The organism is Luteimonas sp. A482 (assembly GCF_054072655.1).
Genome location: NZ_JBSVRO010000007.1, coordinates 96,199 through 118,573, shown reverse-complemented (window position 1 = coordinate 118,573; position 22,375 = coordinate 96,199). Strand labels below are relative to the sequence as shown.

The 22,375-nt window shown below is 70.6% G+C and carries 28 protein-coding genes; 8 read left to right on the top strand and 20 right to left on the bottom strand.

Annotated elements, in window-relative coordinates; genetic code table 11:
- Nucleotides 1–35: 35 nt before the first annotated feature.
- Nucleotides 36–953, bottom strand: a complete 918-nt coding sequence (gene prmA / locus ACW5DW_RS16115; protein ID WP_457020283.1) for a 50S ribosomal protein L11 methyltransferase — start codon at nucleotides 951–953, stop codon at nucleotides 36–38.
- A 124-nt stretch (nucleotides 954–1,077) separates the two neighbouring features.
- Between prmA and ACW5DW_RS16110 the strand changes: the two genes are divergently transcribed.
- Nucleotides 1,078–1,704, top strand: a complete 627-nt coding sequence (locus ACW5DW_RS16110; RefSeq protein ID WP_457020282.1) for a superoxide dismutase — start codon at nucleotides 1,078–1,080, stop codon at nucleotides 1,702–1,704.
- A gap of 64 nt (nucleotides 1,705–1,768) precedes the next feature.
- On the opposite strand, the gene ACW5DW_RS16105 is transcribed toward ACW5DW_RS16110, so the two are convergent.
- Complete coding sequence (locus ACW5DW_RS16105) at nucleotides 1,769–2,314, bottom strand: DNA-3-methyladenine glycosylase I (RefSeq protein WP_457020280.1); 546 nt, start codon at nucleotides 2,312–2,314, stop codon at nucleotides 1,769–1,771.
- A 99-nt stretch (nucleotides 2,315–2,413) separates the two neighbouring features.
- On the opposite strand from ACW5DW_RS16105, the gene ACW5DW_RS16100 reads away from it, so the two are divergent.
- The 4 genes from ACW5DW_RS16100 to ACW5DW_RS16085 all read left to right on the top strand — a co-directional run bounded on the left by ACW5DW_RS16100 (nucleotide 2,414) and on the right by ACW5DW_RS16085 (nucleotide 5,061).
- Complete coding sequence (locus ACW5DW_RS16100; protein ID WP_457020279.1) at nucleotides 2,414–2,881, top strand: FKBP-type peptidyl-prolyl cis-trans isomerase; 468 nt, start codon at nucleotides 2,414–2,416, stop codon at nucleotides 2,879–2,881.
- A gap of 73 nt (nucleotides 2,882–2,954) precedes the next feature.
- On the top strand, nucleotides 2,955–3,521 hold the full coding sequence (locus tag ACW5DW_RS16095) for a YqgE/AlgH family protein (protein WP_457020278.1): 567 nt from the start codon (nucleotides 2,955–2,957) through the stop codon (nucleotides 3,519–3,521).
- Complete coding sequence (ruvX, locus tag ACW5DW_RS16090; protein ID WP_457020277.1) at nucleotides 3,518–3,976, top strand: Holliday junction resolvase RuvX; 459 nt, start codon at nucleotides 3,518–3,520, stop codon at nucleotides 3,974–3,976. The genes ACW5DW_RS16095 and ruvX overlap by 4 nt, the downstream gene beginning before the upstream one ends.
- Before the next feature lie 146 nt (nucleotides 3,977–4,122).
- Nucleotides 4,123–5,061: an aspartate carbamoyltransferase catalytic subunit gene (locus ACW5DW_RS16085; RefSeq protein ID WP_457020276.1), complete on the top strand. Its 939-nt coding sequence runs from the start codon at nucleotides 4,123–4,125 to the stop codon at nucleotides 5,059–5,061.
- 58 nt (nucleotides 5,062–5,119) lie between these two features.
- On the opposite strand, the gene ACW5DW_RS16080 is transcribed toward ACW5DW_RS16085, so the two are convergent.
- The 15 genes from ACW5DW_RS16080 to ACW5DW_RS16010 form a co-directional block, all read right to left on the bottom strand.
- Nucleotides 5,120–5,926 carry a carboxylesterase family protein gene (locus ACW5DW_RS16080; protein WP_457020274.1) on the bottom strand — a complete coding sequence of 269 codons (807 nt, stop codon included), beginning with the start codon at nucleotides 5,924–5,926 and terminating at the stop codon, nucleotides 5,120–5,122.
- 63 nt (nucleotides 5,927–5,989) lie between these two features.
- Entirely contained in the window at nucleotides 5,990–7,351 is a 1,362-nt protein-coding gene (gene mgtE, locus ACW5DW_RS16075; RefSeq protein WP_457020273.1) for a magnesium transporter, read from the bottom strand.
- 265 nt (nucleotides 7,352–7,616) lie between these two features.
- On the bottom strand, nucleotides 7,617–9,338 hold the full coding sequence (gene ptsP / locus ACW5DW_RS16070) for a phosphoenolpyruvate--protein phosphotransferase (protein WP_457020272.1): 1,722 nt from the start codon (nucleotides 9,336–9,338) through the stop codon (nucleotides 7,617–7,619).
- A gap of 198 nt (nucleotides 9,339–9,536) precedes the next feature.
- Nucleotides 9,537–9,806, bottom strand: coding sequence for an HPr family phosphocarrier protein (locus ACW5DW_RS16065; protein ID WP_457020270.1), 270 nt, complete (start codon nucleotides 9,804–9,806; stop codon nucleotides 9,537–9,539).
- 8 nt (nucleotides 9,807–9,814) lie between these two features.
- A complete protein-coding gene (locus ACW5DW_RS16060) occupies nucleotides 9,815–10,210 on the bottom strand; it encodes a PTS sugar transporter subunit IIA (protein WP_457020269.1) in 396 nt (131 codons plus the stop codon).
- An 86-nt stretch (nucleotides 10,211–10,296) separates the two neighbouring features.
- The gene (rapZ, locus tag ACW5DW_RS16055; protein ID WP_457020339.1) at nucleotides 10,297–11,157 is read right to left on the bottom strand and encodes an RNase adapter RapZ; all 861 of its coding nucleotides are present in this window, start codon (nucleotides 11,155–11,157) and stop codon (nucleotides 10,297–10,299) included.
- 44 nt (nucleotides 11,158–11,201) lie between these two features.
- Nucleotides 11,202–12,170 (bottom strand): HPr(Ser) kinase/phosphatase, encoded by a 969-nt coding sequence (gene hprK / locus ACW5DW_RS16050; RefSeq protein ID WP_457020267.1) that lies wholly within the window; start codon nucleotides 12,168–12,170, stop codon nucleotides 11,202–11,204.
- A complete protein-coding gene (locus ACW5DW_RS16045) occupies nucleotides 12,167–12,640 on the bottom strand; it encodes a PTS sugar transporter subunit IIA (protein WP_457020265.1) in 474 nt (157 codons plus the stop codon). The genes hprK and ACW5DW_RS16045 overlap by 4 nt, the downstream gene beginning before the upstream one ends.
- 18 nt (nucleotides 12,641–12,658) lie before the next feature.
- A complete protein-coding gene (gene hpf / locus ACW5DW_RS16040) occupies nucleotides 12,659–12,985 on the bottom strand; it encodes a ribosome hibernation-promoting factor, HPF/YfiA family (protein ID WP_457020263.1) in 327 nt (108 codons plus the stop codon).
- 127 nt (nucleotides 12,986–13,112) lie between these two features.
- Nucleotides 13,113–14,555: an RNA polymerase factor sigma-54 gene (locus ACW5DW_RS16035; RefSeq protein ID WP_457020262.1), complete on the bottom strand. Its 1,443-nt coding sequence runs from the start codon at nucleotides 14,553–14,555 to the stop codon at nucleotides 13,113–13,115.
- 31 nt (nucleotides 14,556–14,586) lie between these two features.
- Entirely contained in the window at nucleotides 14,587–15,306 is a 720-nt protein-coding gene (lptB, locus tag ACW5DW_RS16030) for an LPS export ABC transporter ATP-binding protein (RefSeq protein WP_457020260.1), read from the bottom strand.
- On the bottom strand, nucleotides 15,306–15,845 hold the full coding sequence (lptA, locus tag ACW5DW_RS16025) for a lipopolysaccharide transport periplasmic protein LptA (protein WP_457020259.1): 540 nt from the start codon (nucleotides 15,843–15,845) through the stop codon (nucleotides 15,306–15,308). The genes lptB and lptA overlap by 1 nt, the downstream gene beginning before the upstream one ends.
- On the bottom strand, nucleotides 15,826–16,386 hold the full coding sequence (gene lptC / locus ACW5DW_RS16020; protein WP_457020258.1) for an LPS export ABC transporter periplasmic protein LptC: 561 nt from the start codon (nucleotides 16,384–16,386) through the stop codon (nucleotides 15,826–15,828). Before lptC ends, lptA begins: the two co-directional genes overlap by 20 nt.
- The gene (locus ACW5DW_RS16015; protein ID WP_457020256.1) at nucleotides 16,383–16,928 is read right to left on the bottom strand and encodes a KdsC family phosphatase; all 546 of its coding nucleotides are present in this window, start codon (nucleotides 16,926–16,928) and stop codon (nucleotides 16,383–16,385) included. The genes lptC and ACW5DW_RS16015 overlap by 4 nt, the downstream gene beginning before the upstream one ends.
- Before the next feature lie 83 nt (nucleotides 16,929–17,011).
- The gene (locus ACW5DW_RS16010; protein WP_457020255.1) at nucleotides 17,012–18,010 is read right to left on the bottom strand and encodes a KpsF/GutQ family sugar-phosphate isomerase; all 999 of its coding nucleotides are present in this window, start codon (nucleotides 18,008–18,010) and stop codon (nucleotides 17,012–17,014) included.
- A 122-nt stretch (nucleotides 18,011–18,132) separates the two neighbouring features.
- Here ACW5DW_RS16010 and ACW5DW_RS16005 point away from each other — a divergent pair, with 122 nt between their 5' ends.
- From ACW5DW_RS16005 to ACW5DW_RS15995, 3 genes are read left to right on the top strand one after another with little or no spacing between them, the layout of a single operon-like run.
- Nucleotides 18,133–18,369 (top strand): BolA family protein, encoded by a 237-nt coding sequence (locus tag ACW5DW_RS16005; protein WP_457020253.1) that lies wholly within the window; start codon nucleotides 18,133–18,135, stop codon nucleotides 18,367–18,369.
- Nucleotides 18,369–19,628, top strand: coding sequence for a UDP-N-acetylglucosamine 1-carboxyvinyltransferase (gene murA, locus ACW5DW_RS16000; RefSeq protein ID WP_457020252.1), 1,260 nt, complete (start codon nucleotides 18,369–18,371; stop codon nucleotides 19,626–19,628). Before ACW5DW_RS16005 ends, murA begins: the two co-directional genes overlap by 1 nt.
- Nucleotides 19,629–19,630: 2 nt before the next feature.
- Nucleotides 19,631–19,957, top strand: coding sequence for an EF-hand domain-containing protein (locus ACW5DW_RS15995; protein WP_457020251.1), 327 nt, complete (start codon nucleotides 19,631–19,633; stop codon nucleotides 19,955–19,957).
- A 159-nt stretch (nucleotides 19,958–20,116) separates the two neighbouring features.
- Here the strand turns inward: ACW5DW_RS15995 and ACW5DW_RS15990 are convergent, their stop codons facing one another.
- Genes ACW5DW_RS15990 through purN form a run of 3 tightly spaced genes read right to left on the bottom strand, consistent with a single transcriptional unit; the run spans nucleotide 20,117 to nucleotide 22,360 of the window.
- Entirely contained in the window at nucleotides 20,117–20,839 is a 723-nt protein-coding gene (locus tag ACW5DW_RS15990; protein WP_457020250.1) for a DUF3108 domain-containing protein, read from the bottom strand.
- A 2-nt stretch (nucleotides 20,840–20,841) separates the two neighbouring features.
- Complete coding sequence (locus ACW5DW_RS15985) at nucleotides 20,842–21,609, bottom strand: DUF3108 domain-containing protein (RefSeq protein ID WP_457020248.1); 768 nt, start codon at nucleotides 21,607–21,609, stop codon at nucleotides 20,842–20,844.
- A gap of 10 nt (nucleotides 21,610–21,619) precedes the next feature.
- Nucleotides 21,620–22,360, bottom strand: a complete 741-nt coding sequence (gene purN / locus ACW5DW_RS15980) for a phosphoribosylglycinamide formyltransferase (protein ID WP_457020246.1) — start codon at nucleotides 22,358–22,360, stop codon at nucleotides 21,620–21,622.
- Nucleotides 22,361–22,375: the final 15 nt, after the last annotated feature.

The window sequence follows — 22,375 nt, the reverse complement described above, 5'->3', positions numbered from 1 at the left end:
AACCATGCAGGCGCGGATGCCGACCGCGGCCGACGTCACCGACGGATGCCGTCGATGCGGATCCAGTCGCCTTCCTGCGCGACGGCCAGGGCGTCGAACCACTCGCCGTAGCGCTGCAGCAGCGGCTCCTGCTGTCCATCGAGGATGCCGGACAGGGCGATGCGCCCGCCCGGCGCGGTGCGCGCAGCCAGCTCCGGCGCAAGCGTGTCGAGCGCCGAGGCCAGGATGTTGGCGACCACGACCGGATACGCCTCGCGCGGCGCTTTGCCCGGTTCGAACACGTCCAGCGCCTGCGCGACCTCGTTGCGCTGCGCGTTGTCGGCGGTCGCGATGAGCGCCTGCGGGTCGTTGTCGATGCCCACCGCGCGCGCCGCGCCGAGCTTCAGCGCCGCCAGCGCAAGGATGCCGCTGCCGCAGCCGAAGTCGAGCACCGTCGCGCCGCGAAGCAGCCCGTCCACGCCGAGCGCGTCCAGCCACTGCAGGCACAGCGAGGTGGTCGCATGGGTACCCGAGCCGAAGGCCAGGCCCGGGTCCAGCCGCACCACGGCGGCGTCGTCACCGCGCGCATCGTCCGGCAGCTCGTGGTTCCAGGGCACGATGAAGGTGCGGCTGCCAAAGCGCAGCGGCGCGTACTGGTCCATCCATGCGCGCTCCCAGTCCTGGTCCTCGACCTTGCGGAAGCCGGCGCCGCTCCAGTCCAGACCCGGGTCGAACGCCTCCAGCGCGGCCAGCAGCAGCAGCGCGTCGGCATCGTGCGGGAACAGCGCGCTGAGCGAGATCGCCTGCCACAGCGGCGTTTCGCCCACGCCCGGCTCCAGGATCGCGTGTTCGTCGGGCGTTTCGGCGTCGGCATCGAGCATGGTCACGGCCAGCGCGCCGACATCGTCCAGCGCATGTTCGTAGCGCGGCTGGTCGGACTCGCGGCAGCGCAGGGTCAATTCGATGAATGGCATGGCGCCAGTGTATCCGCGGCCGCCCGCATGGTTGCGGTGGAAAGCAGCATCACGGCGCCGGTCATCGAGTTTTTACCCCCGTCACGGCACAATGATCGGCCCCCCGACCCGAATGGAGATCGCCGTGGCCTTTACCCTCCCCAAGCTGCCCTATGCCTATGACGCGCTCGAGCCGCATATCGACGCGCAGACGATGGAAATCCACCACACCAAGCATCACCAGACCTACATCAACAACGCGAACGCGGCGCTCGAAGGCACCGAGTTTGCGGGCAAGAGCGCCGAGGAGATCATCGCCAACCTCGACGCGCTGCCCGAGGACAAGCGCGGCCCGCTGCGCAACAACGCCGGTGGCCACGCCAACCATTCGCTGTTCTGGACGGTGATGTCGCCCAAGGGCGGCGGCAACCCGGTGGGCGAGGTGGCCAAGCGCATCGATAGCGAGCTGGGCGGCTTCGACGCCTTCAAGGAGGCCTTCACCAAGGCAGCGCTGACCCGCTTCGGCAGCGGCTGGGCGTGGCTGTCGACCGACAAGGCCGGCAAGCTCAAGGTCGAGAGCAGCGCCAACCAGGACAATCCGCTCATGAAGGGCGTCGGCTCGGGCAACACCCCGGTGCTGGGCCTGGACGTGTGGGAGCACGCCTACTACCTGAAGTACCAGAACCGTCGCCCGGACTACATCGGCGCGTTCTACAACGTGGTCGACTGGAACGAGGTCGAGCGTCGCTACCAGGAAGCCGTAAAGGGCTGATCCTGCGCCGCAGCTGCATTCGCAACGGGCCGCGCAAGCGGCCCGTTCGCGTTGTGGCAGTTCGTCAGGCCGTTGGGCGCAGCCGCGCCAGGCGTTTGGCCACCGGGCAGTCCGGGCGGTGTGCGCCGGGCAGGTAGCCCAGGCTCATCAGGAATTCGCCGGTGATCTCGCCGCCGGTGAAGCGGAAGGTCCGCTTGAACAGCTTCACCCACGCGGCCTTGTCGCGCGGGCTGTCGTCATCGTCGTGCACATGGGCGTCCAGCCACGCGGCAAAGCCGCCGTGCGAGGCGCGCATGCCGCGCACCACGCCGGCATTGTGGATTGCGGCGGCCACCTTGAGCCGGTTGCGGATGATGCCAGGGTCGGCCAGCAGGCGCGCAACGTCGGCCTCGCCGTAGCCGGCGACGGTATCGACGTCGAAGCCCTGGTAGGCGCAGCGAAAGCCTTCGCGCTTTTTCAGGATGGTTTCCCAGCTCAGCCCGGCCTGGTTGATCTCGAGCAGCAGGCGTTCGAACAGCGCCGCTTCGTCGCGCTGCGGGAAGCCGTACTCGTGCTCGTGGTAGGGGCCGTGCACCGGATGTCCGGGCGCGACGTCGCAATAGCTCGTCATCGCCGCAGCATAGCGGCCGGCCTGCGCCGCGGGTTGCCCCGGGTTGCCCGCAGCGGTGCCTCCGCGCCACCATGCGCGCACCTCCCCGGGAAGGACGCCATGGACATCGCCGACCGCCGCATCGCCACCGTCCACTTCAGCCTGCACGACGAACAGGGCCAGACCATTACCTCCACCCACGGCCACGATCCGCTGGTGTACATGCACGGCACCGGCAGCATCATGCCGGGCCTGGAGCAGGCGCTGGCGGGCAGGGCGGCGGGCGACGCGTTCAGTGTGACGATCGCATCGGAGGCAGGCTTCGGCCCGCGCCACGAGGCGCTGGTGCAGACGCTGCCGCGCAGTCGGCTGCAGGCCGCTGGCGAGGTGGCGGTAGGCACCAAGCTGGCCGCGCAGACCGCGAAGGGGCCGCTGGACGTGGTGGTGGTGGCGGTCGAAGGCGACGCCATCACGGTCGACGGCAACCATCCGCTGGCCGGGCGCACCGTGGAGGCGCGGGTGGAAGTGCTCGAGGTGCGGCTGGCGACCCCGCATGAGCAGCAGTTCGGGCTGGGCGCGGGCGGCTAGGGGCGGTCGGCGGGGCTCGAAGAGGGCCCAGCCCGCCCCGGACCCTTCACCGCAGCCCGCCTACAATGTCCGCATGTCCACGCTGTCCTGTTCGTTCGCCAACCAGCTGCTGATCGCGCTGCCCACGCTGGCCGATCCGCATTTCGCACGCAGCGTCGCGCTGATCTGCCAGCACGATGCCGATGGCGCGATGGGCGTGGTGGTCAACCGCGCCTCGGACTACACCCTGGGCGAGGTCCTGCGGCAGATGGGGATCGAGTCCGACGACCCGGCGCTGCTGGAGCAGCGCGTGCTGGCCGGCGGTCCGGTGCATCCGGAGCGCGGCTTCGTGCTGCACGATGGCGGGCGCGCCTGGGATTCGACGCTGGCGGTGTCCGACGGACTGGCGGTGACCACCTCGCGCGACATCCTCGAGGCGATCGCGCGCGGCGACGGTCCCGAGCACGCCACGGTCGCGCTGGGCTGCGCTGGCTGGGGCGCAGGGCAGCTCGAGCATGAGCTCACCGAGAACAGCTGGCTGACCGCGCCTGCGCAGGCAGGCATCCTGTTCTCGCTGCCGCTGGACCAGCGCTGGCAGGCCGCGGCCGGGCAGATCGGCGTGGACCTGATGCGCATGGCGGGGCACGTGGGGCACGCATGAGCGGCGCGATCCGCGCCGACGGCACGGTGCTCGGTTTCGACGTGGGTGCACGCCGCATCGGCGTGGCGATCGGCAGTGCCTTCGGACACGGTGCGCGCGCGCTGGCGGTGATCGACGTCCACGGTGAGCAGGTGGACTGGGCGGCGATCGACCGGCTGCAGAAGGAATGGCGGCCCGATGGCCTGGTGGTCGGTGATCCGATGACGCTCGACGGTGGCGACCAGCCGATCCGCGTCCGCGCCCGCGCCTTTGCCGTCGAACTCAAGGCGCGATATCAGCTGCCCGTGGTGATGGTGGACGAGCGCGCCAGCTCGATCGAGGCCGCGCAGCGCTTCGCCGTGGACCGCGCCCAAGGGCGTCGCCGCCGCCGCGATGCGGTTGCGCTGGATGCGGTGGCCGCGGCAGTGATCGTCGAACGCTGGTTCGCCGCGCCCGGCGATGCGACGCCCCTGTAGGAGCGGCTTTGGTCGCGACGGGGGGCCGGGGGGTCAGAGTCACTTTCCCCTGAAGCGAACAAGCCCCGAGAGAGACAGCGGGGGAAAGTGACTCTGACCCCCGAGTCGCACTCCTGCCGCGCCCGTGATTGCGGGACAATGGCGACATGACCGAACAGACCGACGCCCAGGGCCGCCTCGTCCACCTGCTGACCCTCGAAGGCCTGCCGCGGCAGGCCCTGGTTGATCTGCTCGACCGTGCCCAGGCGTTTGCCGAAGGCCACGACGCGCGCCAGGCCCTGGCCGGGACCGCAATCTGCACCTTGTTCTTCGAGCCCTCCACGCGCACCCGGCTCAGCTTCCATCGCGCCGCGCAGCGGCTGGGCGCGGACGTGCTCGGCTTCGACGCCGCCACCTCGTCCACGACCAAGGGCGAAACCGCGCGCGACACCCTGCAGAACATCGAGGCGATGGGGGTGCGCGGCTTCGTGGTGCGGCATTCGGGCGACGGCGCGGTCGCGGAACTGGCGGCGATGGCCGGGCCGGGCACCGCGCTGGTCAACGCCGGCGACGGTCGCAGCGCCCACCCCACCCAGGGGCTGCTCGACATGCTGACCCTGCGCCAGTCCCTCGGCGACGATTTCGGCAAGCGCCGCTTCGTCATCGTCGGCGACGTGAAGCACTCGCGCGTCGCGCGCTCCGACCTGCACGCGCTGCGCACGCTGGGTGCGGGCGAGATCCGCATCTGCGGCCCTGCCGCCCTGCTGCCGGACGACGGCACGCTCGCCGGTTGCACCGTGACGCACGATCTCGACGCGGCGCTCGATGGCGTGGATGCGGTGATGATGCTGCGCCTGCAGCGCGAGCGCATGGAAGAGGGCCTGGTCAAATCGCTCGACGACTACCACCGCGACTACGGGCTCACGTCCACGCGCCTGCGCCGGGCAGCGGCCGGCGCGGTGGTGCTGCATCCCGGGCCGCTCAACCGCGGCGTGGAGATCAGCGATGCGGTCGCCGACGGCGCGCAGTCGCTGATCCTGCGCCAGGTCGGCAACGGCGTCGCGGTGCGAATGGCGGTGCTGGAGGCGCTGCTCGGCGCACGTTGAGCGCGGCCCGCTGCGGCCCAGTCTTCGTGGCGGCGCACGAACGCGACCGCGACCCGCGTCAGCGTTGCGGGCGCTGCACGGAGCGGCGCTGTACAAACAGCCAGGTCCACAGTTCCGGAGTCGCGTAGGCGGCATCCCAGCTGTTGTGGTCGGCCTCGGGGAACTCGGTGTAGCGCGCGTCGCGCGCGCCCGCGGCCTGGAGCGCCATATCGAGCCGGCGCGAATATTCCACGGGCACCGATTCATCCCGCGCGCCGTGGAAGAGCCAGACCGGTACCTCGCGCAAACGCTGCGCCACGGCGGCATAGGGATCGGCTTCATCGTCCAGCCCGGTCACCGCCATCGACGGCCGCCGCGCGTGCAACAGGCCGCCGCAGACCGGCACCAGCGCGGCGAAGCGCTCACTCTGGCGTAGGGCAAGCTCCCAGACGCCGTAGCCGCCCATCGACAGGCCGGTGAGGCTGGTGCGGTCGGGATCGCCGTTGAACTCGAGCGTGGCCGCGTCGAGTTGCGCGAACACCACGTCGGCCAGCTGGTTCCATTCGCTGTCGGCGGGCGCCTGCGGGAACACCACGATGGCGGGGAATTCGTCTGCGTACTCGCGCAGGTGCGGGCCGAGGCCGACCGCGAGCTGGCTGCGATTGTCGTCGCCGCGCTCGCCCGAACCGTGCAGGAACACGACCACCGGCGCCTTGCCGCGGGCCACGCTGGCGGGGACGAACACCTGGTAGCGGTGGCGGCGTCCGTCGATCGTGACCTCGCGCTCGACGAAGCCGCCCCGGTCCGGGCGTGGTGGCGTGGAGCCGCAGGCGGCGAGCATTGCGGCCATCAGCAGCACCAGTGCGGGCAGGCGTGGGCGGCGCATGGGCGATGTTCCATTGTCATTTCTGCCGTCGATGTTAGCGCTGCGGATCCGGCGACGGCGCCCTCAGTGCAGCAGGATCACCGTGGCCAGGCCGAGGAAGCTGAAAAAGCCCATCACGTCGGTGACTGCGGTCACCACCACGGTGCCGGCCACGGCCGGGTCCACGCGCATGCGCTTGAGCAGCAGCGGCAGCAGCACCCCGGCCAGCGCGGCCGAACAGAAGTTGATCACCAGCGCCGCGCCGATCACCAGCGACAGCCGCCAGGAACCGAACCACAGCAGCGCCACGGTGCCGACCAACGCGCCGATCAGCAGCCCGTTGATCAGCGCCACGCGCAGTTCCTTCCACAGCAGGATGCGGGCGTTGCTCTGCCCCACCTGTCCCAGCGCGATGCCGCGGACCATCAGGGTCAGCACCTGCACGGCGGCGTTGCCGCCGATGCCGGCCACGATCGGCATCAGCACCGCCAGCGCCACGATCTGCTCGATGGTGGCGTCGAACTGGCCGATCACGGCCGCTGCCAGGAACGCGGTGAGCAGGTTGATGCCCAGCCACACCACGCGACCGCGCACCGCGCGCGGGATCGGCGAGAACAGGTCCTCGTCCTCGTCCAGGCCGGCCGCGCCCAGCGCCTGGTGCTCGGCCTGCTCGCGGATGATGTCGACCACGTCGTCGACGGTGACGCGGCCGAGCAGCACGTTGCCGTCGTCGACCACCGGCGCGGACACCCAGTCGTTGTCGCTGAACTGCCGCGCGACCTGTTCGGCCGAGGCGTCGACGTGCAGCGATTCGAGTTCGTCGTCGATCAGCTGGTTGATCGGCGTGCCCGGGTCGCGGGTCACCAGGTCCTGCAGTGCGACCCAGCCGATCAGCTGGTGGCGGCGATTGACCACGTACAGGTGGTCGGTATGGTCGGGCAGCTCGCCGCGCAGGCGCAGGAAGCGCAGCACCACGTCGACCGTGGTGTCGGCCCGCACCGTCACCACGTCCGGGTTCATCAGGCGGCCGGCGGTGTCCTCGGGGTAGGACAGCACCTGCTCGAGACGCTCGCGGTTGTCGCGGTCCATCGAGCGCAGCACCGCGTCGATCACCGTGTCGGGCAGGTCCTCGACCAGGTCGGCGAGGTCGTCGATGTCGAGATCCTCGACCGCGGCGACCAGCTCGTCCTGGTCCATGTCCGCGATCAGGCTCTCGCGCACCTCGTCGCCGACGTGCACCAGCACCTCGCCGTCGTCCTCCGGATCGACCAGGCCCCAGACCACCATCCGCTTCTCGAGCGGCAGCGATTCGAGCAGGTTGCCGATCTCGGCGGGCGCCAGCGTATGCACCATGCGCCGCACCGGGCCGAGGCGGCCGCTGTCGAGCGCGTCCGACAGCAGGCGCAGCTGGCGCGCGGTCTTGTCGTGGCGGACGGCTTCGGCCATGCGCGGCGGCTCCGGTGGTGCGAGGGCGTGCCGCGCGGAATGACGCGGCCGATCAGGTGTTCATGCGGGCATTATCGCCTGCAGGGCTGCGGACTGCATCCCCGGGCAGGATGGCATGCGCATGTTGCGGCTGGCGTGGACGCGCCTGCGGCGAGGCCTTGTCGCCTCAAGCCCGTCATTACGGCCGCGGCGAGTTCCGGTCTACGCGACGCCAGATCTCTCGCTGCGCTCGAGATGACCTCGGGATGGATGAGGTCGGGACAGCTCAACCGGCCGCCATCTTCCCCAGCCAGCGCTCGATCGCGTCGCGGTCGCGGCAGCGCAGCAGCGCGGGCGCCGCGGCGCGCAGCGCGGACAGGTCCTGCGCGCGGATCGCACGCCGTACTTCCAGCAGCGTGGACGGATGCAGGCTGAATTCCTCCAGCCCCAGCGCAAGCAACAGCGGCGCCAGCTCCGGGTCGCCCGCCATTTCGCCGCACACGGCGACCGGCTTGCCGCGCGCGCGCGCGGTGCGGATCACGCCGTGCAGCAGCTTGAGCATGGCCGGATGCAGCGGCGAATACAGGTCGCCCAGCGCGTCGTTGCCGCGGTCGGCGGCGAGCAGGTACTGGGTCAGGTCGTTGGTGCCGATCGAGATGAAGTCGACCGCGTCGATGAAGGACGACAGCGCGATCGCCGCAGACGGGACCTCGATCATCGCGCCCAGCGGCACCCGTTCGGCGATCTCGTATCCTTCGCTGCGCAGGTCGCGCGAGACGCGCCGGATCGTGCCGGCCACCGCCAGCACCTCCTCGCGGCCGCTCACCATCGGCACCAGGATCCGCAGCGGCCCGTAGCCGGAGGCACGCAGGATCGCGCGCAGCTGCGTTTCGAACACCGGCGGGCGCGCCAGCGACAGGCGCACGCCGCGCAGGCCCAGCGCCGGATTGGGCTCGTCGGTCAAGGCCAGGCCGGTGCGGTCGGCCTTGTCGGCGCCGATGTCCATGGTGCGGATGGTGACGGTGCGGCCGGTCATGGCCAGCACCGCGTCGCGGTAGGCACGCAACTGCTCGTTCTCGTCGGGCAGCTCGTTGCGCCGCAGGAACAGGAACTCGGTGCGGTACAGGCCCACCCCGGCCGCGCCGAGCGCATGCGCGCCGGTGACGTCCTCGCGCGATTCGGCGTTGGCCCAGAGCCTGATGTCGACGCCGTCGACGGTTCGCGACGGTTCGCGGCGCAGGCGGTGCAGCTGCTTGCGCTCGCGCTTCTCCTCGCGCAGCCGCGCCCGGTAGTCGCGCAGGTCCGGCGCCTTGGGCTCGACGATGACGATGCCGGTGCTGCCGTCGACCAGCAGCACGTCGCCATCATTGATCTGCTGCAGGGCCAGCGGTGCGCCGACCACCAGCGGCAGGTGCAGGCTGCGGGCGAGGATGGCGCTGTGCGACAACGCGCTTCCGCCCGCGGTCACCACCGCCATCACGCCCTGCGACTGCAGCTGGCCGAGCTCGGCCGGGGCGACGGCATCGGTGACCAGGATCTCGCCGGCCACGCCCTGCAGGTCGGCCGCGCGCTTGTGCAGCATCGCGTGGACGCGGCCGATGACGTGGTCGATGTCCTCCACGCGGCTGCGAAAGTAGGCATCGTCCATGGCCTCGAACACCGCCGCCAGCCGGTCGCGCTGCAGGCGCAGCGCGTAGTCGGCGCCATACAGGCCCTTGGCCACCAGGTCGTCCAGGCCCTGCAGCAGTTCCGGGTCGTCGAGCAGCAGGGTGTGCAGGTCGAGGAACTCGCCAACCTCGTGCGCCAGCGCGCCGTGCAGGCGGTCGCGCATGTTGCGGATCTCCACCCGCACCGCATCGATGGCGGTGTGCAGGCGACGCAGTTCGGCGTCCACCGCCGCGGGCGCGATGCGTTCTTCGGCCACCTCCAGCGCGTGCGGCAGCCGCACCCGCGCCCGCCCCAGGGCATTGCCGCGCGATGCCCCGTGGCCGGTGAACGACTGGCGCATCAGTGGCCGCCGCGGGGATGGTGCGGACGCGGGCCTTCGGGCACCGGGCTGCAGGCGGACAGGCTTGGGCGCGGGTGTGGACCCGGCGCAATGCCGGCGCACTGTCGCGCCTGTTGCAGCGTCATGGGTCGGGCCACACTGCGCATACCGCTCCCAGTTCCATTCCGTTGCGCGCCGCTCGGCACGCCGCGCCGACGTTCAGCCGGCCTCGTCGAATTTGCGTTCGAACAGCGCCGCCGCGGACTCCATCGCCTCGGCCTCGTCCTCGCCTTCCAGGCGCAGCACGACCTTGGTGCCGTGTGCGGCGGCGAGCAGCATCACGCCCATGATGCTCTTGGCGTTGACCTCGCGGCCCTTGGCGATGAGCGTGGCGTTGCTGTGGAAACCCGCAAGCACCTGCACCAGCTTCGCGGTCGCGCGCGCGTGCAGGCCGAGCTTGTTGGCGATGAGCAGTTCGCGTTCGATCATCGTCGGCCTCAGGCATCGTCCAGGACCACCCCGTTGCGCGCGCCTGCGGCAGCGACGGCGGGGAGTTCCTCCAGTGGGAGTTCAGCATAATTCATCACGCGCAGCAGCATCGGCAAGCTCAGCGCGGAAACGCGGCGTGACGGCGTCCCCAGTCTGGACAGCTGCGCGGCGAGGTTGCTTGGGCTGGCCCCGTAGAGATCGGTCAGGATCAGCACGCCCTCGCCGCCATCCACGCGCCGCATCGCCGCGCTCGCCTGCGGCAGCAGCGAATCGGGATCGGCGTCGAAGGGCACCTCGAACGCGGCCAGCCGCAGCGGCAGGTTGCCGCGCAAGATGGCCTCGACCGAAGCGACCAGCGCGCTGCCGATGCCCGAATGGGTGAGTAGGAGGATGCCGACGGCCATCGCGCCAAGTTAGCAGACGGCGAGGACCGCACGATAGCGCCGCGCGCAATCGTCGTGCCGTCTTGGTGCGAGCGCCGCAAGGACGCTCAGTCCAGCTCCCGGTGGAAGGTCGCGACCTCGGTCCAGCCGCTGTCGCGCGCATGCGCCGCAAGCGCTTCGGCCAGGTAGACCGAGCGATGCCGGCCGCCGCTGCAGCCGACCGCCACGGTCACGTAGCTGCGCGTGTTGGACTGCATGCGCGGCAGCCAGACGTCGAGGAAGCCGGCGACGTGCGCCAGGTATTCGCCCATTTCCTGCCTGGCGAGGAAGTACTCGCGCACCTCGTGGTCGCGGCCGGACAGCGGCTTGAGCCGCGGCTCCCAGTGCGGGTTGGGCAGGCTGCGCGCGTCGAACACGAAGTCGGCATCGGCCGGCAGTCCGCGCCGGTAGGCGAAGGATTCGAACAACAGCGACAGCGACGAATCCAGGGTCAGCCCCAGCTCGGTGATCACGCGGTGACGCAGCTGGTGGACGTTGAGTTCGCTGGTGTCCACCACCACGTCGGCCAGCGCGCGCAGCGGCTTGAGCGCCTGCCGCTCAAGCGAGATCGCGTCGGCCAGCGCCAGCCCGAGGTGCGTGAGCGGGTGGCGCCTGCGGGTGTCGGCGTAGCGCCGGAGCAGGGCCGACTCGGCTGCGTCGAAGAACACCAGCTGCGGTTCGAGCCCCATCGCGCCGACCGCCGACAGCCATTCGGGCAGGTTGCCCAGGTCGCCGCGGTTGCGCATGTCGATGCCCACCGCCAGCTTCTGCTCGGCACGCTCGGGCCGGGCCGCGGCACGCACGAAGTCGGGCAGCAGTTCGGCCGGAAGATTGTCCACGCAGTAGAAGCCCAGGTCCTCCAGGGTCTTGAGCGCGACCGATTTGCCGCCGCCGGACATGCCGGTGACGACCAGCAGCGCGGCGGGCATCCGCGGCGTTGCGTCGTCGTGCCTGGTGGGCTGCGCCGGTGCGCTCATGGCAGGACCGGCTCCTCGCCGCTTTCCAGGAAATGCGAGTGCCGCGCCAGGAAGGCCGCGGCCGGGTCGATGCCCTTCGCGCGCAGGATATGCGTGCGCGTTGCCGCCTCGGTCAGCACCGCGAGGTTGCGGCCCGGCATCACCGGCAGGGTGATCATCGGCACGTCCAGGTCGAGCACGCGGCGCAGGCCGAGGTCGCCGGTGAGGCGCACCATGCCGTCCTCGTGCGGCTGCGGTTCGGCGCCCGGCCGGGCCAGGTGCACGATCAGGCGCAGGTACTTGTTCCGCTTGACTGCGGTGTCGCCGAACATCTGGCGGATGTTGAGCACGCCCAGGCCACGCAGCTCCAGCAGGTCCTGCAGCAGCTCCGGGCAGGTGCCGTCGAGCACGTCCGGCGCGATCTGGGTGAACTCGGGCGCATCGTCGGCAACCAGCCGGTGGCCGCGGCTGATCAGCTCCAGCGCCAGCTCGCTCTTGCCCGAGCCGGACTCGCCGGTGATCAGCACCCCGATCGAGTAGACCTCCATGAACACACCGTGCAGGGTCACCCGCGGCGCCAGCGCGCGCGCCATGTGGTACTGCAGGTGGTTGAGCAGTTCGTGGCCGCGGCGCGGCGAAATCCACAGCGGCGTCTGCGATTCCTCGGCGGCCTCGCGCAGGTCTTCGGGGCAGGACTGGCCTTTGCCGATCACCAGCGCCAGCGGCCGGTACTGCATCACCCGTTCGATGGTTTCCCAGCGCAGGCGCGAATCCAGGCCATCCAGCCAGGACAGTTCCTCGGTGCCCAGGATCTGCACCTTGTTGGGATAGATGATGTTGAGGTAGCCGGCCAGCGAGGGCCGCCGTGCATTGGTTTCCACCGACTCCAGCAGCCGCGACTGGCCGGCCTGGCCGGCCACCCAGCGCAGCCCGAGGCGCTCGTGCTGCTGGGCGAACAGTTCGCTGGCGGAGAGGCTCTGGTTCATCGGGCTCCGGCCGCGCGGTGCGCCACTGGCGGGGGCAGCAGCAGTTTGCGCAACTGCGCCACGTTGCGGGCCTCGCGCAGGCGCGCGCGGAATTCCGGGTCGGCCAGGCGCTCGGCCACGCCGGCCAGGTGCTCCAGGTGCAGCTCCGGGCGGTCGTCGCTGGCGGTCATCGCGAACACCAGGTCAACTGGCATGCCATCGCGCGCGCCGAAGTCGACCGCGCGCCCGAGCCGCAGGAACGCGCCGCGCCCGTGCAGGCTGTCGCTGCGCGCATGCGGGATGGCGACGCCGTGCCCGATCGCGGTGCTGGCCACCTGCTCGCGCCGATGCAGCGCCTCGGCCAGTTCGCGCGCCTGTTCGGGCGATCCGCCGGAGAGCAGGCGCGCGGCGTCGTCGAGCACCTGCTCACGGGTGCCGGGATCATCCAGCACCACGATGCGCCCCGCGCTGAGCAGGTCGGTCCAGGGCATGCCGGTCTCCGCCGGGGGTCAGCCGAAGCTGCCGTCGCGCGCGGCGCTGGCGCCGCGGTGGTGGTCGTTCTGCTTCTTGTGGTGCTTGAGCAGCAGTCGGTCGAGCTTGTCGGCCAGCAGGTCGATCGCGGCATACATGTCGATCGCGCTGGCGTCGGCGTGCAGGGCCTTGCCGGCCAGGATGAGGTTGGCTTCGGCCTTGTGGTTGGGCTTGTCCAGGCAGAGCTGCACGCGCACCTCGAACGGACGCTCGACGTGACGCCCGAGCCGCTCGAGCTTGGTTTCCACATATTCGCGCAGGGCCGGGGTCACTTCGACGTCGTGGCCGTAGGTCTGGATCTGCATTGGCTGCCTCCTGTCTGTGGAACCCCAGCATGGCCCAAAGCGGGTTGCCGCGGGTTGAAGACAGGTTAACGCAGCGTCCCGCGCGCGGCGACCGACAGGATCATGGACACGGTGCCGCAGAAGGGCTTCAATGGATCCTCACGCGCTCGTGCGAAGCGCCGATGTGCAGGGCTTCGCGGTACTTGGCCACGGTGCGGCGCGCCACCGGCACGCCTGCGGCCTTGAGCGACTCGGCCAGGCGCGCGTCCGACAGCGGCTTGCGCGGATCCTCGGCCTCGATCAGGACGCGGATCATCTGCTGGATGGCCACGCTCGAGGCCTCGCCGCCGCCGCCGGTCTCGATCCCCGACGCGAAAAAGTCGCGCAGCGCGATGGTGCCGCGCGGGGTGTGCACGTACTTGCGCGCCACCGCGCGCGACACCGTCGATTCGTGCATCCCGATCTCGGCGGCGACCGCGCGCAGGGTCAGCGGCCGCAGCGCGCGCGCGCCGAATTCCAGGAACCCCGACTGCTGGTGGATCAGGCAGCGCACCACCTTGAGCAGGGTCTCGCCGCGCGCCTCGAGGTTCTTGAGCAGCCAGCGCGCCTCCTGCAGGCGCCCGCGCAGGTAGCCCGCATCCTCGCCGCTGGCGTGCTTGATCATGCGCTCGTAGGCCTGGTGGATGGTCAGCCGCGGCATCGAGCCGTTGGCCAGCATCGCCAGCCAGACCCCGTTGCGACGCACGATCACGCAGTCCGGGACCACGTAGTTGTCCGCGGGCACGTCGCCGATCTGCGAGCCGGGGCGCGGGTCGAGCGAACGCAGCAGCGCCAGCGCGGTCTCGGCCTCGGCGGTGCTGCAGCCCAGTTGTTCGCACACGCCGGGGACGCCGAGCCGAGGCAGGCGGTCGATCAGGGTGGCGGCGACGCGCAGCGCCAGCGTGCGGCCGGGGGTGTCGGCAGGCAGGGTGTCGAGCTGGATGCACAGGCATTCGGACAGGTCACGGGCGCCCACGCCAACCGGGTCCATGCGCTGCACCTGGCGCAGCACGGCGAGGATCTCGTCGTCGCCGGGTGCCGGCTCGGGATGCATGGCCGCGGCGATCTCGGTGAACGGCGCACGCAGGTAGCCGTCGTCGTCGATCGCGTCGATCAGGACGGCGCCGATGCGGACATCGCGCGGGGAGAGATGGCTCAGGTGCAGCTGCCAGGCCAGGTGGCCGTGCAGGGTTTCCGATTCCGCCATGCGGCTGGCCGCATCGCCCTCGTCGTCCTCGCCACCGCGGCCGCTGCCGGCGCTGTATTCGAAGCTGCCGCTGTCGGGCCAGTCGATCGCGGACTCCTGCTCGCCCGCATCGTCGGGGGCAGCGGGAGCGGGGCCCGCCTCGCCGCTGGCGGAGGCCTCGTCCTTGTCGTCGGTGGCGGCTGGCGCGGCGTCTTCGGCCCAGTCGAGCAGGGGATTGCTCTCGACCGCGGCCGCGATTTCGGCTTCCAGCTCGATCACAGGCAGCTGCAGCAGGTGCAGCGCCTGGCGCAGCTGTGGCGTCAGGATCAGCTGTTGACCCAGCGATGTCTGGAGGCGCGGCTTCATCGTCCGTGGATCCCCTGGACGACGTGCACGGCTACAGGCGGAAGGATTCCCCGAGATAGACCCGGCGCACGTCTGGATTGGCGAGGAGCATGTCCGGAGCCCCCTGCGCGAGCACACTTCCTTCGTTGAGGATATACGCCCGGTCGCAAATGCCCAAGGTCTCGCGCACGTTGTGGTCGGTGATCAGCACGCCGATGCCGCGTTGCTTGAGATGCTCGACGATGCGCTGGATCTCGCCGACCGAGATCGGGTCGACGCCGGCGAAGGGTTCATCGAGCAGGATCAGGCGCGGACGGGCCGCCAGCGCGCGCGCGATCTCCACGCGCCGCCGCTCGCCGCCGGACAGGCTGGCGCCGATCTGGTCGGCGACATGGGTCACCTGCAGTTCGTCGAGCAGGCTGTCGAGCTCCTTCCTGCGCCCGGCGCGGTCCAGGTCCTCGCGCAGCTCCAGCACCAGCATGATGTTGTCGGCCACGCTGAGCTTGCGGAACACCGATGGTTCCTGCGGCAGGTAGCCGACGCCGCGGCGCGCGCGCAGGTGCATCGGCTCTGCGGTGATGTCGTGGCCGTCGAGCACGATCCGGCCCTCGTCGGCCGGCACCAGGCCCACGATCATGTAGAAGCAGGTCGTCTTGCCGGCGCCGTTGGGGCCGAGCAACCCCACCACCTCGCCCGCGTCCAGGGTCAGCCCGAAGTCGCTCACGACCTCGCGCTTGCCGTAGCGCTTGCGCAGCCCTTCGGCGACCAGCATCAGTCGCCTTTCCCGTCGACGGGCGTGGCGCTGGCCGGCGGGCGGTTGCGCGGCTCGAACTGCAGGGTCACGCGCCCGCCTTCGCTGCCGCCGCCGCCCTGCACCTGGCCGGTGCGCATGTTGTAGACGATGCGCTCGCCGGCGATGCTGCCGCGGCCCGGCTGCTGCACAACGGCGCCGCCGGTGAATACCACCGTGTCCTGCTGCAGGTCGTAATCGACCTGGGCGGCGGAGGCGTTCATGGTGCCGCCGTTGTCCATCGCCTGCTTCAGGCGCACCGGCGAACCGGTGAGCTTGGCGGCGCGGATCTCGCCGTCGCCCTGGCGCAGGTCGGCGCGCGCGGCGTCGATCACCAGCGAACCCTGGACGATGTGGACCGCGCCGGTCAGCACGCAGGGCCCGGTGTCGGTGACGGTGCAATCGCTCCGGTTGGCCTGCACCTGCATGGTCTGCTGGCGGTCGGTGGACTTGCCGTGTGCGGCGCCGATGCAGGCGACGGCAACCAGGCAGATGGCCAATCTAGCGGCGTGTGGGGTCATTGTTCAGGCTCACCTTGGACAGGAGCTGGATGCGCTTGCTGGCCAGGTCGGCCTCCATTCCGGTACCGCGCATTGTAGTGCCGGGGGTAGTGATGGTCACGACGGTCTCGGACGTGGCCCGGTTTTCCTCCGGGTAGACGTCCATCTGTTCGGTCCGGACCACGGTGGGCCGGGTGGCGCCCATCGGGCTGTCGGCCACGACGTCGCCGCGCAGCTGGACCAGGGTGCTCTTCTCGTTGACCCAGCCGGTCTTCGAGCGCACTTCCCAGCGGCTGCCGTGCTGGTCGGGCATCAGGAACAGCGGCGTGACCAGTTCGAGCGTGCGTGCGCCGGGGGTCTGCTGCAGTTCCGGCGCGCGCAGCGAGAAGGTCTCCTGCCCGCTGCTGTCGAGCGTGACCACCTCGAAGTCGCGCAGGATGTAGTCGGAGCGGACGGTTTCCTCCGCCTCCTCCACATCCGGGCTGTCCCCGCGCCATGCGAACCAGCCGCTCAGCAGCGCGCCGGCGAGCAGCGACACGATGAGCCACAGCCGCCAGTTCATCCCTGGCGGTCCTCGAGCAGCGCCGCGACGCGTCCCTGGGCATGCAGGATCAGGTCGCACAGCTCGCGCGCGGCACCTTCGCCGCCGCGCGAGGGCGTCACCCAGTGCACCTGGTCGCGGATCCAGTGGTGCACGCTGGCCGGCGCCACCGCGAAGCCGGCGATGCGCAGCACGGTGAGATCGGGCAGGTCGTCGCCCATGAAGGCGACCTCCTCGCGCGCCAGCCCGAGGCGGGTCCGGATCTCCTCGACGCAGGCGACCTTGTCGTGCACGTCGACATGCGGCTCGGCGCCGAGTTCACGCGCGCGGTTGGCCGCCACCAGGCTGTTGCGGGCGGTGACGAAGGCCACGGTGACGCCGGCCTTGCGCAGCTGCATCAGCCCCTGGCCGTCGAGCACGTTGAAGGCCTTGGACTCGCGACCGTCCTCGTCGAACCAAAGCCGTCCGTCGGTCAGCGTGCCGTCCACGTCGAAGCAGGCCAGCCGGATCCGGGCGGCGCGTTCAACGAGTTCGGCGGGATATTCGGGACGGTCGTGGGGCACGTCTCACCTCGGATGTCGGGAAGGAACCTGGACAGGAAACAGGGTGCGGGCTTTACCGGCCGCGAACCACGCTGCAGCCGCGATCACACCACACGCGCCCGCAGCAGGTCGTGCACGTTCAGCGCACCGACCACGCGCCGCTGCGCATCGAGCACCAGCAGCGCGTTGATCTTGCGGGTTTCCATCAGCCGTGCCGCCTCGACGGCAAGCGCGTCGCTGTCGATGGTCACCGGGTCGCGGGTCATCACGTCGGCGATGGCGGTGGCGTGCACGTCGACGCTGCGGTCGCCGAGCGTGCGACGCAGGTCACCGTCGGTATAGAGGCCGAGCAGCACGCCGTCGGCATCGACCACCGCGGTCACGCCCAGCCGCTTGCGGCTCATCTCCAGCAGCGCATCGCCGAGCGAGGCATCGCCGGGTACGCGCGGCACGTCGTCGCCGGTGTGCATCACGTCGGCGATGTGCAGCAGCAGGCGCCGGCCCAGCGCGCCGGCCGGGTGCGAGCGGGCGAAGTCGTCGGCGGTGAAGCCGCGCGCCTCCAGCAGGGCGACCGCCAGCGCATCGCCCATCGCCATTGTCGCGGTGGTGCTCGCGGTCGGCGCCAGGTGCAGCGGGCAGGCCTCGTCGGGCACGCTCACGTCCAGGTGCACGTCGGCGGCCTGGGCGAGGGTGGAGCGGGGGCGTCCGGTCATCGCCAGCAGCCGGTTGCCCTGGCGCTTGAGGGTGGGCAGCAGCATCAGGATCTCGTCGGACTCGCCCGAGTACGACACCACCAGCACGATATCGGCGTCGGTCACCATGCCCAGGTCGCCATGGCCGGCCTCGCCCGGATGCATGTAGAACGCCGGGGTACCGGTCGAGGCCAGGGTCGCGGCGATCTTGCGCGCGACGTGGCCGGACTTGCCCATGCCGGTGCAGACCACCCGCCCCGAAGCGCCCAGCACCAGGGTGCAGGCGCTGGAAAACGCGCCGTCTATGCGCGCGGCGACGGCCTCCAGGCCGCGGCCTTCGACCTCGAACACGCGACGCCCGCTGGCGGCGAAATCGGGTGCTGCGGGCGAGGGTGTGGGGTGCACTGCCATATCCGGTGGCCGGTCTTTCCGATAATCTAAGCCGTTCATTTTAGGCGCTTGCCGGCGCGAATGGTCCGCCACCTGGCTGGCGCGCGTGCCCGGCTCATGCGCGCTTCAGCAGGAATCCCCCCGTGACCCCCGATTTCATCCGCGATCTGATCCAGCAGGGCCTGCCCGGTGCCCGTGTCGAAGTGTCCGGCGACGACGGTGTCCACTTCGAGGCGCTGGTCGTCTCCGACGCCTTCGCCGGCAAGCTGCCGCTGGCCCGCCACCGCATGGTCTACGCCACCCTCGGCGAGCGCATGGGCGGCGAGATCCACGCCCTGGCGCTCAAGACCCAGACCCCGGACGAGGCGGCGCGCGGCTGATGGACAGGATCATCGTTGAAGGCGGCGTCGCGCTGAACGGGGAAGTCCGCATTTCCGGCGCCAAGAACGCGGTGCTGCCGATCCTGTGTGCGACCCTGTTGGCAGACGCGCCGGTGGAGATCGCCAACGTGCCGCACCTGCATGACGTGCGCACCACCGCGCGCCTGCTCGGCGGACTGGGCGCGGGCATCGGCCACGACATCGCCGCGGGCATCGTCCGCGTCGATCCGTCCACGGTCGACAGCCACCTCGCGCCCTACGAACTGGTCCGCACCATGCGCGCCTCGGTGCTGGTGCTCGGGCCGCTGCTGGCGCGCCATGGCGCGGCCGAGGTGTCGCTGCCGGGCGGCTGCGCGATAGGCTCCCGGCCGGTCGACCTGCACATCAAGGCGCTCGAGGCGCTGGGCGCGGAGATCGTGGTCGAACACGGCTTCATCAAGGCGCGCGCGGGGCGCCTGCGCGGCGGCCACGTCGATTTCGAAATGGTCAGCGTCGGCGCCACCGAGAACGTGCTGATGGCCGCGACCCTGGCCGACGGCACCACCACCATCGACAACGCCGCGTGCGAGCCGGAGATCGTCGACCTGGCCGACTGCCTGGTGAAGATGGGCGCGCGCATCGAGGGTGCGGGCACCTCGCGCATCACCGTGCACGGCGTCGACCGCCTGCACGGCGCGCGCCACGAGGTGATCGCCGACCGCATCGAGACCGGCACCTTCCTCGTCGCCGGCGCGATCACCGGCGGCCGCGTCACCGCCACGCATGCGCGCGCCGATACGCTTGGGGCGGTGCTGCACAAGCTGGCCGAGGCCGGCGCCGAGGTGACCGTGGTGAACGACCGCATCACGGTGGACATGCACGGCCGCAGGCCGCGGGCGGTGGACATCGTCACCGAGCCGCACCCGGGTTTCCCGACCGACATGCAGGCGCAGTTCATGGCGCTGGACTGCATCGCCGAGGGCGTCGCCACCATCGACGAGCGGATCTTCGAGAACCGCTTCATGCACGTCAACGAGCTGATGCGCCTGGGCGCGGACATCCACATCGAGGGCAACCGCGCCACGGTGACGGGCGTGCCGCGGCTGAGTGGCGCACCGGTGATGGCGACCGACCTGCGCGCCTCGGCGTCGCTGATCCTGGCCGGCCTGGTGGCCGAGGGCGAGACCACGATCGACCGCATCTACCACCTGGACCGCGGCTACGAGCACATCGAGCGCAAGCTGTCGGGGCTGGGCGCGCGGATCCGGCGGGTGTCCTGAGCATGCGCGCGCGATCCCGCAGCCGCTTCTCGCCACGCCGCAAGGCGCTGCTGGCGGCGGTGCTGTTGTTGCTTGCAACGATGTTTGCGCTGCGCCTGATGGGCATCGCCGGCTTCAACGGCACCCAGCCGCGCGAGATGGACTGGAACGACGACGGCGTGGCCACCCGCGACGAGATCCTGCAGGGCTACACCATCATCGCCATCCAGGAAACCCGCGAGGGCCTGCGCACCTGCCGGCACTACGCGCGCCTGCGCGATCGCCAAGCGCCGTTCCGGGTGGAATGCCGCGTGGAGTTCGGCAAGCAGGACGCGGAAGCCGCGGAGTAGCAGACGGCCCGCGCGAATCGTCAGCCGGAACGAAGTGCCGGCTGCACAAGCTGTCATCCCGAACGGAGTGAGGGATCTGCTCCTGCCCGGGGATCCCTCACTTCGTTCGGGATGACCAGGTTCGTTACGGGATGACCAGGTGCGATGATCAGGCCGCCGTCAGCGCACCGACTGCAGCTTCAGGTCGATGTGGTCGCGGCCACCGCGCTGCTGCAGGATTCGGGCGGGAACCGGCAGTCCATCCACGATCCATGCGGTGATGCTGCGGTCGTCGTCCGTCCAGGCCACCTTGGTGGCCTTGTGGCTCTTGCCACCGACCGTGACCTGTTCGGTGCCTGCCGGCTGGAAGACGCGACGGCGCACGCGACCGTCCTCGACCAGCCGGTAGCTCAGGTCCCTGCCGGCCTTGAAATCGCGCACCAGCGCGAGGTTGAGCAGCATGCCGTCGACGTCGCCAGCCTGGAGCTTCACCGGCCCGCGCCGGTCGTCCTTGACGTCGCCGTCCCACGTGGCCTGCCCGCTGGCCCAGTCGTAGGTCGCGTCGACCGAGCGCTTCTTCACCAGCATCGCCGCAAGGCCCGATTCGCCACCCTGGGAATCGTTGCCGGAGAGTGGACGCCACTGGTCGCCGTCCGCTTCGAACACCGTGCTCTGCGCCATGCGCGCGCCCGCGCCGCTCACTTCCAGGCTGTACTTCCAGCGGTCATTGCCTGCCGGGGCCAGGGTCATGCGACCGTTGGCCTGCATGCCCATGTAGTTGGCGCTGTAGTCGGCGCTGAACGGTTCGACTGCGGAGGCGGCCACCGGCGCGCCGGCGACGGCCAACACGAAAGCGCAGGCGGCGGCCTGGAGCGGGCGCCGGAACATGGTCGTGGTCTTCATGGTCATTGTATTCCCTGGTATTCGATCAGGCGCAGGTCGACGGCATCCTCGCCGTTCTCCCGCTGGAGGATGCGCACCGGCGTTGGCACGCCGTCGGCAATCCAGAAGATGGTTTCGTCGTTGCCGCCATTGGTGCGCTCCACGCGCATGGCCTCGTAGCGCAGCTCCGAAACGGTCACCGGCTCGGTCTGGTCGGCGACGCGGTACGCATGGTCGCGTACCCGCCCGCCGTCCACGAAACGGTAGTGCAGGGCCTTGCCGGGCTCGGCGTCGCGGATCACGGCCAGGTTGATCAGCAGGCCGCTCATGTCGCCGTACTGGATCGCCGCCGGCTCGCGGCGCTCCTTCTTGATGTCGCCGGTCCACTGCGCGGTGTTGCTGCGCCAGTCGTAGGTGCCGGTGATCCTGCGGTCGAACAAAAGCGCCTTGCGCACCGTGCTCTGCGACAGCGGACGATAGATGTCGTTGGCCACGTCGAACACCGTGCTCTGCTCGAGGTTCAGCCGGACGATGCCGGCCAGGCCCCGGTTGCCGCGGATCCCGAGGTCGACGCGCCAGCGTGATGCCGGGTCATCACGCACAAGGCGCATGGTCGCGGTGCCGGCGGGCTTGCCTTCGTACCAGGCCTCGTAGCTCGCCACGAACGGCTGCAGCGCGTGATCGCCGGTCGCCGGGTCGGGCACAGGCGACTGGGCGGCCGCGCGGCCGGACACGGCGACGCAGAGCAGGGCGCTGGTGGCGAGGGCAACGATGGAGGGGTTCAGGCGCATTGGCCCGACATCATGCAAAGGCGTTATTGGACGACAGCTGAAGCGGCGCGGTCCGTTCACCCCGGATATGGACGCTGTCTTCACGCAGCATGACGTCGCGATCGGCGAACAGCCGCAGCGTGGCCAGCAGCAGCGGGTGTTCGCGCACCAGCACGCGCGCGGAAAGCGCGTCCTCGTCGTCGCCAGGCAGCACCGGCACGCGCGCCTGCGCGATCACCGGGCCGCCGTCCAGGTCGGCGGTGACGAAATGCACGCTCGCACCGTGCTCGGACACGCCGGCCGCCAGCGCCTGCCGGTGCGTGTGCAGGCCCTTGAATGCGGGCAGCAGGGACGGATGGATGTTGACGATGCGGCCGGGCCGGGGCGCGATCGCGCAGGCGTCGATGAGGCGCATGTAGCCGGCGCAGACGATCAGGTCGGGCGCGACCGCGTCCACCGCCTGGAACAGCGCCTGGTCGAATTCCGCGCGCGAGGCGAAGTCGCGCGGCGACAGCGCCTGCGCGTGCGCGCCGGCATCACGCGCGCGCTGCAGCGCGGCGGCACGGGGGCGGTCGGAGAACGCGCCCACGACCGTGGCGTTCAGCGCGCCGACGGCGATGGCGTCGAGGATCGCCTGCAGGTTGCTGCCACGGCCGGAGGCGAGTACGGCCAGGCGCAGCGGCGCGGAGCGATGGGCGGCTGGCGCAGGAACGCCCGCCGCCTGCGCAGCGCCCGTACCGGCGTCCGCGGACGCGGCGGCGCGCGGGGCCATTCCCTGCTCGTGGTT

Excerpts from the sequence above, each read along its gene's own strand:
- rapZ (WP_457020339.1), bottom strand. The coding sequence starts at position 11,157 with ATGCCCGCCGCGCTGCTGGTCGTCACCGGCATGTCCGGCGGCGGCAAA.
- lptB (WP_457020260.1), bottom strand. The coding sequence starts at position 15,306 with ATGCTGGTCGCCGAAGGGCTGCGCAAGCGCTACGGCAAGCGCGAGGTC.
- prmA (WP_457020283.1), bottom strand. The coding sequence starts at position 953 with ATGCCATTCATCGAATTGACCCTGCGCTGCCGCGAGTCCGACCAGCCG.
- hprK (WP_457020267.1), bottom strand. The coding sequence starts at position 12,170 with ATGAACCAGAGCCTCTCCGCCAGCGAACTGTTCGCCCAGCAGCACGAG.
- ACW5DW_RS15985 (WP_457020248.1), bottom strand. The coding sequence starts at position 21,609 with ATGCGCCTGAACCCCTCCATCGTTGCCCTCGCCACCAGCGCCCTGCTC.
- purN (WP_457020246.1), bottom strand. The coding sequence starts at position 22,360 with ATGGCCCCGCGCGCCGCCGCGTCCGCGGACGCCGGTACGGGCGCTGCG.
- hpf (WP_457020263.1), bottom strand. The coding sequence starts at position 12,985 with ATGCAGATCCAGACCTACGGCCACGACGTCGAAGTGACCCCGGCCCTG.
- lptC (WP_457020258.1), bottom strand. The coding sequence starts at position 16,386 with ATGAACTGGCGGCTGTGGCTCATCGTGTCGCTGCTCGCCGGCGCGCTG.
- ACW5DW_RS16060 (WP_457020269.1), bottom strand. The coding sequence starts at position 10,210 with ATGGCCGTCGGCATCCTCCTACTCACCCATTCGGGCATCGGCAGCGCG.
- ACW5DW_RS16085 (WP_457020276.1), top strand. The coding sequence starts at position 4,123 with ATGACCGAACAGACCGACGCCCAGGGCCGCCTCGTCCACCTGCTGACC.
- ACW5DW_RS16035 (WP_457020262.1), bottom strand. The coding sequence starts at position 14,555 with ATGAAGCCGCGCCTCCAGACATCGCTGGGTCAACAGCTGATCCTGACG.
- ACW5DW_RS16010 (WP_457020255.1), bottom strand. The coding sequence starts at position 18,010 with ATGGCAGTGCACCCCACACCCTCGCCCGCAGCACCCGATTTCGCCGCC.
- ruvX (WP_457020277.1), top strand. The coding sequence starts at position 3,518 with ATGAGCGGCGCGATCCGCGCCGACGGCACGGTGCTCGGTTTCGACGTG.
- ptsP (WP_457020272.1), bottom strand. The coding sequence starts at position 9,338 with ATGCGCCAGTCGTTCACCGGCCACGGGGCATCGCGCGGCAATGCCCTG.
- ACW5DW_RS16100 (WP_457020279.1), top strand. The coding sequence starts at position 2,414 with ATGGACATCGCCGACCGCCGCATCGCCACCGTCCACTTCAGCCTGCAC.
- ACW5DW_RS16080 (WP_457020274.1), bottom strand. The coding sequence starts at position 5,926 with ATGCGCCGCCCACGCCTGCCCGCACTGGTGCTGCTGATGGCCGCAATG.
- ACW5DW_RS16065 (WP_457020270.1), bottom strand. The coding sequence starts at position 9,806 with ATGATCGAACGCGAACTGCTCATCGCCAACAAGCTCGGCCTGCACGCG.
- ACW5DW_RS16045 (WP_457020265.1), bottom strand. The coding sequence starts at position 12,640 with ATGCCCTGGACCGACCTGCTCAGCGCGGGGCGCATCGTGGTGCTGGAT.
- lptA (WP_457020259.1), bottom strand. The coding sequence starts at position 15,845 with ATGACCCCACACGCCGCTAGATTGGCCATCTGCCTGGTTGCCGTCGCC.
- mgtE (WP_457020273.1), bottom strand. The coding sequence starts at position 7,351 with ATGGCCGAAGCCGTCCGCCACGACAAGACCGCGCGCCAGCTGCGCCTG.
- ACW5DW_RS16105 (WP_457020280.1), bottom strand. The coding sequence starts at position 2,314 with ATGACGAGCTATTGCGACGTCGCGCCCGGACATCCGGTGCACGGCCCC.
- ACW5DW_RS16095 (WP_457020278.1), top strand. The coding sequence starts at position 2,955 with ATGTCCACGCTGTCCTGTTCGTTCGCCAACCAGCTGCTGATCGCGCTG.
- ACW5DW_RS15990 (WP_457020250.1), bottom strand. The coding sequence starts at position 20,839 with ATGAAGACCACGACCATGTTCCGGCGCCCGCTCCAGGCCGCCGCCTGC.
- ACW5DW_RS15995 (WP_457020251.1), top strand. The coding sequence starts at position 19,631 with ATGCGCGCGCGATCCCGCAGCCGCTTCTCGCCACGCCGCAAGGCGCTG.
- murA (WP_457020252.1), top strand. The coding sequence starts at position 18,369 with ATGGACAGGATCATCGTTGAAGGCGGCGTCGCGCTGAACGGGGAAGTC.